At 35.8% G+C, this 14745-nt stretch carries 12 protein-coding genes and 1 tRNA gene; 7 read left to right on the forward strand and 6 right to left on the reverse strand.

Annotated features, from left to right (window positions below; all coding sequences use genetic code 11):
* Positions 1 to 88 precede the first annotated feature (88 nt).
* The 3 genes from C7377_RS08520 (at position 89) to C7377_RS08530 (ending at position 4702) form a co-directional block, all read left to right on the forward strand.
* A complete protein-coding gene (locus C7377_RS08520; RefSeq protein ID WP_116496930.1) occupies positions 89 to 3151 on the forward strand; it encodes a glycoside hydrolase family 3 N-terminal domain-containing protein in 3063 nt (1020 codons plus the stop codon).
* An 11-nt stretch (positions 3152 to 3162) separates the two neighbouring features.
* The gene (locus C7377_RS08525; RefSeq protein WP_116496931.1) at positions 3163 to 4002 is read left to right on the forward strand and encodes an N-acetylmuramoyl-L-alanine amidase; all 840 of its coding nucleotides are present in this window, start codon (positions 3163 to 3165) and stop codon (positions 4000 to 4002) included.
* Between the two features lie 100 nt (positions 4003 to 4102).
* On the forward strand, positions 4103 to 4702 hold the full coding sequence (locus C7377_RS08530; RefSeq protein ID WP_116496979.1) for a superoxide dismutase: 600 nt from the start codon (positions 4103 to 4105) through the stop codon (positions 4700 to 4702).
* A 170-nt stretch (positions 4703 to 4872) separates the two neighbouring features.
* Here the strand turns inward: C7377_RS08530 and C7377_RS08535 are convergent, their stop codons facing one another.
* Both C7377_RS08535 and C7377_RS08540 read right to left on the reverse strand, forming a co-directional pair.
* Positions 4873 to 5733: a sigma-70 family RNA polymerase sigma factor gene (locus C7377_RS08535; RefSeq protein WP_116496932.1), complete on the reverse strand. Its 861-nt coding sequence runs from the start codon at positions 5731 to 5733 to the stop codon at positions 4873 to 4875.
* Positions 5734 to 5757: 24 nt separating this feature from the next.
* A complete protein-coding gene (locus tag C7377_RS08540; RefSeq protein WP_116496933.1) occupies positions 5758 to 7200 on the reverse strand; it encodes a trypsin-like peptidase domain-containing protein in 1443 nt (480 codons plus the stop codon).
* An 83-nt stretch (positions 7201 to 7283) separates the two neighbouring features.
* Here C7377_RS08540 and dapF point away from each other — a divergent pair, with 83 nt between their 5' ends.
* Positions 7284 to 8081: a diaminopimelate epimerase gene (gene dapF, locus C7377_RS08545; protein WP_116496934.1), complete on the forward strand. Its 798-nt coding sequence runs from the start codon at positions 7284 to 7286 to the stop codon at positions 8079 to 8081.
* Between the two features lie 35 nt (positions 8082 to 8116).
* Here the strand turns inward: dapF and C7377_RS08550 are convergent, their stop codons facing one another.
* The 3 genes from C7377_RS08550 to C7377_RS08560 all read right to left on the reverse strand — a co-directional run bounded on the left by C7377_RS08550 (position 8117) and on the right by C7377_RS08560 (position 9676).
* The gene (locus C7377_RS08550; RefSeq protein WP_116496935.1) at positions 8117 to 9007 is read right to left on the reverse strand and encodes an OmpA family protein; all 891 of its coding nucleotides are present in this window, start codon (positions 9005 to 9007) and stop codon (positions 8117 to 8119) included.
* A 12-nt stretch (positions 9008 to 9019) separates the two neighbouring features.
* Positions 9020 to 9295 carry a hypothetical protein gene (locus tag C7377_RS08555; RefSeq protein WP_133241479.1) on the reverse strand — a complete coding sequence of 92 codons (276 nt, stop codon included), beginning with the start codon at positions 9293 to 9295 and terminating at the stop codon, positions 9020 to 9022.
* Positions 9296 to 9603: 308 nt separating this feature from the next.
* A tRNA-Met gene (locus C7377_RS08560) sits at positions 9604 to 9676 on the reverse strand.
* A 100-nt stretch (positions 9677 to 9776) separates the two neighbouring features.
* Here C7377_RS08560 and C7377_RS08565 point away from each other — a divergent pair.
* The 3 genes from C7377_RS08565 to rseP are packed head-to-tail and all read left to right on the forward strand — an operon-like array spanning position 9777 to position 13196.
* Complete coding sequence (locus tag C7377_RS08565; protein ID WP_116496937.1) at positions 9777 to 10652, forward strand: M23 family metallopeptidase; 876 nt, start codon at positions 9777 to 9779, stop codon at positions 10650 to 10652.
* Positions 10653 to 11813: a 1-deoxy-D-xylulose-5-phosphate reductoisomerase gene (locus tag C7377_RS08570; protein WP_116496938.1), complete on the forward strand. Its 1161-nt coding sequence runs from the start codon at positions 10653 to 10655 to the stop codon at positions 11811 to 11813.
* A 39-nt stretch (positions 11814 to 11852) separates the two neighbouring features.
* Positions 11853 to 13196 (forward strand): RIP metalloprotease RseP, encoded by a 1344-nt coding sequence (gene rseP / locus C7377_RS08575; RefSeq protein ID WP_116496939.1) that lies wholly within the window; start codon positions 11853 to 11855, stop codon positions 13194 to 13196.
* A 126-nt stretch (positions 13197 to 13322) separates the two neighbouring features.
* On the opposite strand, the gene C7377_RS08580 is transcribed toward rseP, so the two are convergent.
* A complete protein-coding gene (locus C7377_RS08580) occupies positions 13323 to 14741 on the reverse strand; it encodes a nicotinate phosphoribosyltransferase (RefSeq protein ID WP_116496940.1) in 1419 nt (472 codons plus the stop codon).
* Positions 14742 to 14745: the final 4 nt, after the last annotated feature.

Consider the following 14745-nt stretch of genomic DNA (forward strand, 5'->3'; position numbering starts at 1 on the left):
TTTTCATAATTCTATCATAATCTTTCTTTTCTTACATCAATAATATTATATCTTTGATATTCAATGAAAGTGACAGTTTAATATTAATATGCGTAAAATAATCTATACATTAGCACTATTGCTGGCAGTACATATTTTGTCTGCTCAATACAATCAATATCTTTTCAACAGAGATGCCCCATTTAATTACATACCAACTCAGTGGGCTGATTCTCTATTGCAAAGTATGACTCCAGACGAACGAATTGGGCAATTATTTATGGTAGCAACCTACGCAACCAATGACCAGCAAAATAACAAGACACAAATTGAAACGTTGATAAAAAAATATCACATAGGAGGATTGATTTTTATGCAAGGTTCTCAAGAGCGTCAAGTTCAATTAATTAATCATTATCAAAGCTTCAGTAAAACACCACTTTTGGTTGGAATGGATTTAGAGACTGGCTTAGGATTTCGAATGAAAAATACGGTAAGTTTTCCTAAAAACATGACCCTCGGAGCTATTACTGACGATAACCTCATTTACAAAATGGCACGCGAAATTGGAAGACAATGTCGCCGAATTGGAGTACACGTAAATTTTGCCCCAGTTTTAGACATCAATAACAACAGAGCAAATCCGATAATCGGCACGCGTTCATTTGGTGAAGACAGGGAGAATGTTGTAGCTAAAGGAAAACTCTTCATGGAGGGGCTACAAGATGAACATATTTTAGCTGTTGGCAAACATTTCCCCGGTCATGGAGATACGAAAGTGGATTCGCACCATACCCTGCCGAGTTTATACTTTAAATTAGACCGATTGGATTCTTTGGAACTTTATCCTTTCAAAATGCTTTGTAACTACGGAATCGGAGGTATAATGACTGCTCATCTGCAAGTCCCTGAGATTGACAAAGAACACCCTACATCTTTATCATATCAAGCAATTACAGAAATCCTTAGGTATGATATCGGATTTAATGGCCTTGTTTTTACCGACGCTCTCAATATGGGAGGTGTAGCGAATACCAACAAACCGGGTGATGTTGATTTATTGGCTTTATTAGCAGGAAATGATGTATTATTATTTTCACAAAATGTCCCAAGAGCTATCAAGAAAATAAAAGAAGCTATACAATCAGGCAAAATAACTCAAACAGAAATTGATGAACATGTTCGCAAAATTCTCTTAACAAAACAATGGGTCGGTTTGAATAATTGGACTCCTATTCCTAATAGTAATTTAAGAGAAGATTTACATTCTACAAATAATGACATTTTACAAGAAAAATTGGCAAAAGCTTCAATAACACTCATTAAAAATCAACATGATTTTTTGCCCTTAAAAGCTTTAGATAAAAAACGTATAGCTGCAGTTGCTATCGACGCCAGTATCGACAACCCATTCTTGAAGCGACTTTCTCATTACACTGATGTTGATGTCTTTGCTATTCCCAGAGGCTCTTCACAAATCATCTATGACAAAGCTTTAGAAAAACTGAAGCATTATAATACGGTTATCGTAAGTAAACATAGCACGAATTACAATATCAAGAAAAAATTTGGAGCTACGAATGCCTCTATTCGATTTCTCCAAAAATTAGATCAAAAAACAAATACTATATTCTCTTTCTTTGGGTCGCCTTACGGTCTCAGCAATTATAATTTATCAAAGTGCACAGCCGTTTTAGTTGGATATGAAGATACAAACTATGCGCAAGAGGCTATGGCTCAAGCAATTTTTGGAGGCAGTGCAATTACCGGGAAACTTCCATTAGGTATCAATCAATTATATCCTGCTTGCTGGGGTATTGATACCGAAAAGGTACGCCTGGGTTATTCACTGCCGGAGACAGAAGGATTTATTGCTGATTCACTAAAACAAATAGATAGTATTGTCTATGACGCCATAAAAAAAGGAGCGTTACCAGGCGCACAAATCTTGTTAGCAAAAGATGGGAACATTGTGTTAAACAAATCCTACGGTTATCATACGTATAAGAAAAAACAAGCTGTAAAATCGAGTGATTTATACGATTTAGCATCCTTAACTAAAGTTTCTGCTACACTCCCGATACTTATGAAACATTATGATAAGGACCTCCTCACCTTATCGACCAATCTATCAGAGTTGCTTCCGTTTTTTGAAAATACTGACAAAGCTTCCATCACTTTAGAGGATTTATTGACACACGAGAGTGGATTGCCATCATGGATTCCACTTTATCGTATTTTGATAGACACTGCAAGCTATGATGATAAACTTATTTCCTACAGATACAGAGCTCCATATACAATACAAATAGACCGTAAAGCATGGATAAATAGAAACTTCAAGTACAAAAACGGACTGTTTAATGCCAAAGGGGGTATTCCTGTAGGAGAAAATCTCTATCTAAGCACTCCTCTTAGAGATATGTTGCTTGATACAATAAAAAAAGTAACACTCAAGCCTAATTATAAAAAGAGATATAGATATAGTGATTTAGGATTTATTCTTACGGGAGAATACTTGAAAGCAAGCTATGATTTTGAAGAGACTTTAGCCACATTTTATGCAAAGTTGGGTGCAAAAACTACAGGAATGAATATGTGGAAAAAATACACACTAGACCGTTTTGTTCCAACAGCCCAGGAAAACTTTTTACGGAAAAAGTTACTTCGAGGTTATGTCCACGACCCAAATGCAGCCTTACTTGGAGGTGTAGCTGGTCATGCTGGTCTTTTCTCCAATGCAGAAGATTTAGCAAAAATCTGGCAAATGTATTTACATAAAGGGAGCTACGGCGGTGAAACTTACATTAACCCAAACACTATGGAACTCTTCTCCAAACAAATACATCCAGAAATAAGTCGCAGGGGCATAGGTTTTGACAAGCCAGATCCTGACACCACCAAGATGACTGCTTTCTCAAAAGTATTACCTTTGAGTACTTTTGGACATACAGGGTTTACAGGTACAATGGTATGGGCAGACCCGGAAAATCAAATTATAGGGATTATTCTTGCAAACAGAGTATATCCTAATGATTGGAATAATAAAATGGGAAAAATGGATATACGTACTAAAATTCAAGAAGCTGTTTATCGCTCTATCCAAAGTACCGAAAAACAGATCACACCATTATTGATACAACCTGAATACATTAATCCTATAGCTGAATAAATACAATTATTATGAAAAATTCTTGGAAATACTTATCACTCCTTTTGATTATATTATTTGCATCTTGTGCGACTAGGGAATATATCCCTCGAATTGATGGACTTAAAATAGATGCTAAAACCCACGAAGCTATCGGACAAGATAAACGCATCAAAATACTTGTAATGCATTATACGGTGGCTGACTATCCTTCCTCCATTCAAATTCTTACGAAGAAGCAAGTAAGTGCTCATTATCTGGTTGGAGACGATGCTTTAGAAAATAAGGTGTACCAACTGGTTCGTGAAGATAAACGAGCTTGGCATGCAGGAGTTAGTTATTGGCAAGGCAGAACAAACCTGAATGATTCGTCTATAGGAATTGAAATCGTCAATAAAGGGTTCATTGAAAAAGATGGAGAACGAATTTTCTTTCCATTCGATGGTAACCAAATGCAAAAAGTAGCCAAATTAGCTCAAAGCATTGTAGAGCGATACAAGATTCCTCCTACTGCAGTTGTTGCACATGCCGATATTGCTCCAGGAAGGAAACAAGATCCAGGTCCCCTTTTTCCCTGGGAGATACTTCATAAAAAATACAATGTTGGAGCATGGTATGATATTCCTACTGTTTTAGAATTTTTACCTGAATTTTATAAGGCTGATTATGACAGTGTTGAATTTATTGAGAAAGTCCAAAACGATTTTCATCGCTACGGTTATAAAATAGAGCAAACCGGAGAGTGGGATGAACAAACAAAGGATGTTATCCTCACTTTCCAATATCATTTTAGACAAAAAAAGTGTGATGGTATTTTAGATGCAGAAACTTATGCTATCCTCCAAGCACTCAACAAAAAATATAATCGATAGAAATATTTTATAGATATAATAAATATGTTTTGTAGCATATTGTGGTCTAAATTTTGTAGATTTGTATGAGTATATAAGTTTAACTTTAAAAACAAATATTATGAGCTTTGAATTACCAAAATTAGGCTATGCCTACGACGCTTTAGAACCTTATATTGATGAAGAAACAATGAAAATTCATCATACAAAACATCATCAAGGTTATACAGATAAGTTAAATAAAGCTATTGAAGGAACAGATGCCGAAGGAAAATCTATTGAAGATATTCTTGCTAATGTTTCAAAATATAGCACTGGTGTAAGAAATAACGGTGGCGGTTTTTACAACCACAAGTTATTTTGGGAAAATTTAGCACCAAATGCCGGTGGTTCACCAAAAGGCGACTTAGCTGACGCTATTGATAATGATTTCGGTAGTTTCGATAAATTCAAAGAAGAATTTTCTAACGCAGCTGCTACACAATTTGGATCTGGTTGGGCTTGGCTCATTAAAAATGGAGACAAATTAGAGGTAACTTCTACTCCTAACCAAGATAATCCTTTAATGGATGTTGTAGACAAGAAAGGTAAAATCTTACTTGGACTAGATGTTTGGGAGCATGCCTACTACTTGAAGTATCAAAACAAGCGTCCTGACTATATCGATGCATTTTGGAATGTTGTAAACTGGGATGTAGTTGCTGAAAGATTTAACGGATAGTATAGACTATAACCACATACTTAACTTTTAAAAAGAGTCTCATAATTTTTGAGGCTCTTTTTTATATTTAATACTGACAATCTTTTACTAAATGATTTATTATTTTTTATCTAACACAAAAAGACCTCCATATGGAAGCCTTTTTTATTTTTCTGAGTAACTCGTAATTTTTAACCTAAGTAAGATTTCAATAATTTACTTTTCGATGAATGACGTAAACGACGGATTGCTTTTTCTTTGATTTGGCGTACACGTTCACGTGTTAATCCAAACTTCTCTCCTATCTCTTCTAATGTCATCTCTGCACAACCTACTCCAAAGAAATGCTTAACAATGCTAGCTTCTCTTTCTGTCAAAGTAGAAAGCGCTCTGTCAATTTCTCTTCCTAGAGATTCTTTCATCAAAGAATTGTCTGCATTTGGTGAATCATTATTGACCAATACGTCTAATAAACTGTTATCCTCGCCTTCCACAAATGGAGCATCAACAGAAATATGACGACCAGATACCTTTAAAGTATCAGCAATCTTATCAGCTGAAATTTCTAAGTCATCAGAAAGTTCTTCCGCTGATGGACGACGCTCATTCTCTTGCTCAAATCTTGAAAATGCTTTGTTGATTTTATTCAACGAACCAACCTGATTTAGTGGCAAACGAACAATACGTGACTGCTCAGCTAATGCCTGTAAAATAGATTGACGAATCCACCAAACAGCATAAGAAATGAACTTAAAACCTCTAGTTTCGTCAAACTTTTCTGCTGCTTTTATTAAACCTAAATTTCCCTCATTAATCAAGTCAGGCAAAGTAAGTCCTTGATTTTGATATTGTTTAGCAACAGAAACAACAAATCGTAAGTTAGCTCTGGTCAATTTCTCCAATGCTCTACGATCACCCTGTTTGATGCGTTGTGCCAATTCCACTTCTTCCTCTACAGTAATCAAGTCTTCACGTCCAATCTCTTGCAAGTATTTGTCTAACGACGCACTCTCACGATTGGTAATGGATTTTGTAATCTTTAATTGTCTCATATATTTTCTCCCTTTTCCTTAATTTTAATCTTTCAAAAATCGATAATATGCTTTCTCTCCGTTCGGATAGATTCCTTCTACTAAAAATTTTCCATTTAGCACATTATCATCTAATGCCTTTTGGACATCAGCCGTTGTTTTTATAACCGTATTGTTGATATTGAGAATGACAAATCCTTCTCTCACTCCTGCTTGTTGCAGTTTTCCAACACCTAATTGTGTTACTATCACTCCACTATTAATTCTTAATACTTTCTGCATCTCATTATTTAGTGGTTTCAAATAAGCACCGAGGATAATTTCTTGCTGTAAACTTCCCTCTCCAATAGTATTACGTAATTCGATATCAAAATGTTTCACTATTCCCTTTCTTTTTGCAGAAATGGTTAAATCATCACTTGGACTATACTTTGCCAATTGTTCTTGCAATTGCTCTACGGAGTTCACTTTTATCTTGTTTATTGAGATAATAATATCTTCTGCTTGCACTCCAGCCTCTTCTGCAGCGCCACCTTTTGTTACTTCGGCAACGAACACACCCTCTACTTTGTTAGAATTAAACTGTTTAGCCAAACCAGTAGTCATCGGTGCAATTTGTACTCCTAGATAACCACGCTGTACACTACCGTATTCTTTCAGATCATTAGCTACTTTTGCTGCAACATTAGATGGGATAGCAAAAGAATAACCAACATAAGAGCCTGTTGTAGATTGAATAGCTGTATTAATACCCACTAATTGCCCTGCGGTATTAACTAATGCACCTCCGCTATTACCAGGATTTACCACAGCATCAGTTTGTATGAATGCGTCTAAACTCATTTTTCTTTTTCTCGGATCACTTATAGAACGTCCTTTTGCACTCACAATACCTGCAGTAACCGTTGAAGTAAGATTGTAAGGATTGCCTACAGCCAAAACCCACTCTCCAAGAGCAACTTTATCAGAATTTGCAAACTCAATAGCTGGTAAATCTTTTCCTTTAATTTTCAATAATGCCAAATCAGTATTGGGGTCTCTTCCAACCAACTCTGCAGGAAATTCACGCTGGTCATTGAGAACTACCACAATTTTATCAGAGCGCTCGATGACATGATTATTTGTAACAATATAGCCATCATCAGAAATAATCACTCCAGAACCAGATTGCATAACTTGACGAGTAGGTGCTCCTGCTCCTTGACCGTAAAAGAATTCTAAAAAAGGATTTCGGTATTGTGCACGTTGTGTATATTGCGTTTTCACGTGTACTACCGACTTCACAGCAGTTGAGGCTGCTGTACGTAAATCCACAGGCTGTCCTGCAATTGCGACAGATGCCTGCCCCTGTGTTTGGGGTTGCGAATAAGTTATATCTGTATCCGATTTCGTTTTTAGTTTATTTTCCCAGTTTAGATACAAGTACATAAAAATTCCCCCTGCACCCAGTGCTATAAGCACAATCAAAAATCTATTTATATTCTTCATAAAATGATATCTTTGTCTTTATTTGTTTGCCTTATTATACGTTACTAAGACATGTTTTGTTTCACTTATTTACATTCTTTAACATGACTAGGAAGATTTTTTTCTATAAATACCATGGTACCGGTAATGATTTCATTCTGATTGACAATAGAGATTTCTCTTTTCACATTGAGAACAACGAACTTATCAAACATCTCTGTCATAGACGTTTTGGAATAGGTGCTGACGGTCTTATTTTGTTAGAAAATACGAATAAAGCTGATTTTAAAATGCAGTATTTTAATTCTGACGGCAATCTCTCCTCAATGTGTGGTAATGGTGGTCGATGTATCGTAGCTTTTGCAAAATATTTAGGAATTATTGATAATACAACTCAATTTCTTGCTCCTGATGGTATGCACTCAGCAGAACTCACTCCATCAGGTGTAGCTTTACAGATGAAAGATGTGTCACAGATAGAGCAAGTTGGACAAGACTTTTACTTAGATACGGGCTCTCCTCATTATGTAAAGCTGATTGATTCACATGAGAACTTTGACACTGTAAGTGAAGGACAAAAAATCAGATACAATAATCGATTTAACAAAGTAGGCACAAACGTTAATTTTGTATCTGTGGAAAATAACAAAATTATTTTATCAACCTATGAGCGAGGTGTAGAAGATGAAACCTATTCTTGCGGAACGGGCACCGTTGCAACAGCTATTGTCTTAGGTTTGCTAAATGGAAAAGAAGAACAGGAACTGCACACTAAGGGCGGAATACTAAAAGTCAGTTACACAAAAAAAGGTGAGGCTTTTAAAAATATTATTTTAGAAGGTCCTGTAGAACAAGTATTTCAAGGTGAAATACTCATAAAAAACCGTTCTAAACAATTATAGAACGGTTCTCTTAAAATATTATATGATATAATAGTTTATTTTCTTGAATCTAAGATAATTATATCAACTCTCCTTGATTCGGCTACTGATCTGTTACTCAAATCCTCACCATGATAAGTACTTAGAACTCTGCCTGGAGCAATCCCCTTACTTATAAAAGCTTGCTTTACTTCATCAGTACGCTTCATTGATAGATTGTGATTATAAATAGAATTACCTACTTTACTTGCAAATCCTTTTACCATTATATCTAATCGCTCATCTGACTTCAAAATTGACACAACATCATCAATGGTTGAAACAGCAGTGCTTGATAAATTATACTTGTCATTATCAAAAAAGATTTCACTTACTTGACCATCATAGGCTGATTTTGGCGCATTAGCAGAATTATGATCAATTAAGCTCTTTAAACGCTCAGTTTCAGCAACTAATCTATTGATCTCTTGCTTCAGGGTACTATCATCCACCTTAAATGAAGAAGTTCCGGTAGTACTAGCTCCAAATCCCAAACCGGGATTCGTTGAATAGTTTCCAAATTGATTATCTCGCGGCAGATAGGTAACATTAGAACCTGTAGCTCCATTATTTCCAGCAAACATAATCATCAGTTGTCTAATTTGATCTTCTAATCGGTTGAAGCGAGTATTGTAATCCTCATTAGTTACATTATCTTTTGTTACCCCACCTTGTTGCTGTAATCTACGCTGTTGCAACTTCAATTGATACAGTTCTGCCTCTATCTTTGCATTTTTCTTTCTTCGTTCATTTACCGCTTTTGCTACAGCATCAACAAATTCATCTTTTGGCATTACGATCATTTCTTCGTCGTAACCCGTACTCGTATTATTATTTTGAGCCTGTGTACCCACTACACTGAATAGCATAGCAAGTACTCCAAGCACATATTTTATTTGTTTACTCATTATTATTCTTTATTAAAATGTAAATCTATAACCTACTGAGAATTGATTAATATCAAACATATTATGAGATGAATAATCAACGAATACTTTACCGTCCAATACGTCAATCTCTGTACCGACGATAAAGTTAGTTCCAAAATCGGTATCACCAAGTTTAAAGAAGCCTAATCCTAATCCAATATATGGATTGATTAACTTACCAGTTCTAACATCGTTAAATTGGTAAAGCACATTTGCAGAGATTCCAAAAGATGATTCACCTGCTAAGCCTAAATAAACTTCAGGCATAAACTTAAACTTATTCGTATTCCCCATATTGTGGTATGATCTGAAACCTAGATTCCAAGAAAAATCATCACCAAATGCAGGTCCGGTAAAAACAGAGAAACCTTCGTTTGCCCAAGAAGAAGCACTTGTCTGAGTGGATTCAACTACTTCATCCTCTCAATTGAATTAAATGAATAATATATTTTCTCAATAAATGTACCAAAGACAGTAATACTGCCAAAAATTAAGCATTACTCCTATAAATAAGACTCTATTTCTTAGTTATAAAAAAAGGTCATCAAAAATTGATGACCTTAACTTTACTTTTGTAGCGGAGGTAGGACTTGAACCTACGACCTTCGGGTTATGAGCCCGACGAGCTACCAACTGCTCTACTCCGCGATATAGTGGTGCAAAGATACTGTTTTTATATTACAATCCAAAATAATCATATACTTTTTTTCTTATTATCTTTGTGCTCATTAAAAAGTAAAACAGTAGCGTGAAAAGAAAAAAAATCATAAGAAAGCTTAAGAATAAGTACCGTTTCATTATTTATAATGACAGTACGCTTTTAGAAACTTTTTCTTTGAGGCTTTCTTTATTTAATACTTATGTTATTGTAGTGGGTGGAGCCATTCTATTAATAATACTAGGAATTCTCTTGATGAACTACACACCATTAAAACGCATTATGCCTAATAGTGAATATCAAATCAAATCAAAGCTAGTTAGTAATGCTATCATCATAGATTCACTACAAAATACGTTAAAAGCAAACGAAAAACATTACCAAAGGATATTGTATATTTTAAATGGGCAAGATTCATTATTGAAGAATCCTAACGACACTATAAAGCCCGGGAATACAGATTTAACTAAAAGCAAAGGAGAAATTAATTACGTAAAATCAAGCGAAGATTCTATTCTAAGACTAGCAGTAGAGGCTGAAAATCAATTTAATGTAACCTATGGTAAATCCTTGCAAAAAGAATCATTGTTCAACCTATACCTCTACTCACCTGTACATAATGGAGTCGTTATTGCAAGTTATCAGCAATCCTCCGCACATCGCTTTGGAGTAGATATAGCTGCACAGGAAAACACCCATGTAATGGCAACCGCTGAAGGTACAGTGATTAGTGCCAACTGGACTTTAGAATCTGGTTATTCAATAATGATACAGCACAGCAACAACCTGATATCCAGCTACTCACACAATGCACAACTATTAAAGAACATAGGGGATTATGTAGATAGAGGTGAAGCAATTGCTGTAATTGGAAATACTGGAGAACGTGGTGATGGGGTTTATTTACATTTCGAACTCTGGCATAATGGTCAATCTCTAGACCCTCAAGATTTTATTTCTTTCTAAATGACAAAAAAACGAAATTTAGCAATTTTGGGAGCTACAGGCTCTATTGGAACGCAAACATTAGCAGTGGTGGACGAGCATCCTGATGATTGGAATGTCACATTACTGACTGCCAATAATAACACCAATTTACTCATAAAGCAGGCAAAAAAGTATAGTCCGAACACGGTTATCATTGCGAATGAGCAAAATTACACAGTAGTTAAAGACGCTCTTAAAAAGACATCTATTCAAGTACAAGCAGGGCAACAAGCCATAGTTGATGCAATTGCTCAAGAAACTATCGATATTGTAGTGGCTGCAATGGTTGGCTATTCAGGCTTAGCATCAACGTTGAAAGCTATAGAGCATGGCAAATCGGTAGCTTTGGCTAACAAAGAAACTCTTGTGGTGGCAGGTGATTTAATCACTCAAAAACTTAAGGAAGTGCCTGAAGCGAAAATCCTTCCTGTTGATTCTGAGCATTCTGCCATCTTCCAGTGCCTTTCCGGAGAAAAGCTCTCTTCGATAGATAAAATATGGCTGACAGCATCTGGAGGTCCATTTCTCGGCAAAACGAAAGATTTTCTCTCGACTGTAACTCCTAAGCAAGCACTAAAACATCCCAATTGGGATATGGGTGCGAAGATAACTATTGATTCAGCTACATTAATGAATAAAGGCTTTGAAGCGATAGAAGCCAAATGGCTGTTTGACCTTAAACCTCAACAAATAGATGTAATAGTTCATGCACAATCCATCATTCACTCTCTGGTTCAGTTTAATGATGGAAGCATAAAAGCGCAATGTGGACTGCCAGATATGAAGCTACCGATACAGTACGCGCTCTATTATCCACGAAGGAAAAAAAATGATTGGGAACGCTTTGATTTTGCTGACTATGCTACCTTAAATTTCGAGACACCGGATAAAGAAACATTTACGAACCTATCCTTAGCTTACGAAGCCATGGGAAAAGAAGGTAATATGCCTTGTATACTCAATGCCGCAAATGAAGTTGTCGTTCAGGCATTTCTTGATGAACGTATCGGTTTCTTAGAGATGTCAGAACTTATTGCCAAAGCAATGCAAAAGCTCACTTATAAAGCTCATCCTACTTATCAAGATTATATTGAAACGGATATGGAGACTCGGGAATATGTTTGCAGTCTAATCAGATAATATGTATTTTCGCACTTCTCCTAATTAAGAATTTTATTTATGGAACTCATCATACGAATTGGGCAATTACTTTTAAGCCTCACACTCTTAGTTATCTTGCACGAAATGGGACATTTTTTTACTGCAAGATATTTCAAAACCAGGGTGGAGAAGTTTTACCTTTTTTTTAATCCATGGTTCTCTTTATTTAAGGTAAAAAAAGGCGATACAACTTATGGAATTGGCTGGTTGCCTTTGGGAGGCTATGTAAAAATAGCTGGAATGATTGATGAATCTATGGATAAGGAGCAGATGAAAAAGCCGCCAAAGCCTGATGAATTTCGCTCAAAACCTGCATGGCAACGCTTAATTATTATTTTGGGAGGAGTTATTGTAAATATTGTTTTGGCTTATTTCATATATGTCGGCATCAGCTACAAATGGGGCGAAACGTATTTACCGAACGATAGTTTGAAATATGGTGTTACTGTAGATTCCATGACTTATGATCTCGGACTTAGAAATGGAGATAAAATACTGAAAGTAGATGACAAAGCTCCTGATGATTTCAATGCAATATTGGTCAATATTATTATGAATAATTCTCGGAGTATGACCGTATTGAGAAATTCAGATACAGTAAAAATTTCTATCCCAGAATCATTCCAAAAGAACATTTTAACCGAATCTTCCAAAAGCTTCAAAGTTCCTACACGTTTAGAACCTCGATTGAAATTCTCCCCTTTTGTTATTGCACAAACAATGGATAAAAGTGTAGCCCAAAATGCAGGCTTAGAGGCTGGAGATAAAATAATCAATGTTGATGGTATTGAGTTTGATTTTTATGATGAATTTAAAGACTATCTCAAGAAACATACAAACACAACTATTACGGTAAGTGTATTAAGAAATAACACGCAGAAAGAAATTATCGTTCCTATGGGTGACAAGCCATTACTGGGAGTCTATATGGATATGCAAAATAGGGAATCTTTAGCACTAAAAAGACATACATACAGTTTTGGTGAATCTTTTGCTGCAGGCTGGGATATGTTTGCAAAAACAATAGACCGTCAGTTAGGTTCTTTCAAAATAATGTTCACCAAAGAAGGTGCTTCATCATTGGGGGGTATTGGCACGATGACACAAATTTTCCCTTCATCTTGGAGTTGGTACGGCTTCTGGCATATCACTGCAATGCTTTCTATTATGTTTGCCTTCTTAAATGTTTTGCCTATTCCAGGTCTAGACGGTGGACATGCCATGTTTATCACTTACGAACTCATTACTGGCAGAAAGCCTAACCAACGCTTCATGGAAATTGTGCAAACTATCGGTATTCTTTTCCTCATTTCACTCATGATTTTTGTCAATTTCAATGATGTATTGAGATTTATGGGATAGAATCGATAATCAAATTTAGGATATTCATGAGCTCACATCGTTAATGATTGGGCTCTTTTTTATGAAAAAATAGCCACACTTTATGAAAAGTATAGCTATTAAATCTCGAATAAAATTTATATTCTTTTAAAAATCTTTTTCAACTTCTGCGATCAATTTATCCCGAATATCTAAAATATCTTTAGCGACACCAACTTTATAAGTATGTGGACTTATAAAACGTTTATGTTCCTCAGAGAGTTGCTTAAATCGCTCCAGACTATACTGCTTTATCTCTTTCAAAGTTCTTAATCCAATACAAATCTCTCCTCCTTTTATCACTTGTTCTGTAAGAATTTCGTATTTTAATTTTGATACGTCTGTGTTCAAATGATAATGAAAAGGGTGAAAAATGGTTAATTCAGGATTTTGATCTCTCAATAAGACACCGTCTCTGTAAAATTTACCTTCTTCATCAAAATATCTAACCAGCTTTTTATTACAAGGCAATGAAATTTTTTCTACATTCTCAGAGATCTTCAAACGGGGTTTCCCATCACTTTCAACCAACTTGTACACACCACCTAATGCTCCGTCTTCTTGCCCTGTAGCCAACTCTGTACCAACGCCAAATCCATCTAATTTCGCACCCTGTTCTTTAATCAAACTTTTAATAATTCTCTCGTTTAACTGATTTGAAGCAACAATTCCAACATAGTCTAAGCCAGCTTTATTAAGCATTTTTCGAACTTTCCTGCTTAAATAAGCCAAATCTCCACTGTCCAAACGAACAGCTTTCAACCTATGTCCTTGCTTCTCCATCTCCTTCGCAACCTTTATGGCATTAGGCACGCCACTTTTTAGCGTATCATAAGTATCTACAAGCAATACCGTATTATCTGGATTTATTTCTGCATATTTCCTAAAGGCTTCAATCTCATCGTCAAAACTCTGTACCCAAGAATGTGCTTGTGTTCCTGATACAGGAATATCATACATCATCCCTGCATAAGTATTTGAAGTAGAATCTGCCCCACCGATTACAGCAGCTCTTGCAGCGTGGATACTTCCAAGCGTCTGTGCCCTGCGCAAACCAAAATCAGCGAAGGATCGCTCACCGGCAACATCACGAATACGACGCGCCTTTGTTGCAATTAAAGACTGAAAATTCAAATAATTCAAGATCAAACTCTCAATTAATTGAGCTTCTATTAAATTAGCCTCTACTGTTAATAACGGTTCATTAGGAAAAACGATTTCTCCTTCTTTTACGCTATAAATATTCCCAGAAAAGCGAAAATCCTTTAGGTAGTTGAGAAACTCCTCTTTCATACCTTGTTTCCGCAAATAGTCAATATCTTCTTGGGAATAGCTGAATTTAGTAATAAGCGACAGCAATTCTTCCAAGCCAGCATATACTACATATCCGCTATCGAATGGTGTACTACGAAAGAAATAGTCAAAAGTAGCCACATCATCTATCCTTTCCGTAAAGAAATAACTTTGAGCCATTGTAAGCTCATAAAAATCGGTATAAAGACCTATATGATCAGTTAAGGTATGCATAGTT

This window comes from Balneicella halophila (assembly GCF_003096835.1).
GTDB classification, from domain to species: Bacteria; Bacteroidota; Bacteroidia; order Bacteroidales; family Balneicellaceae; genus Balneicella; species Balneicella halophila.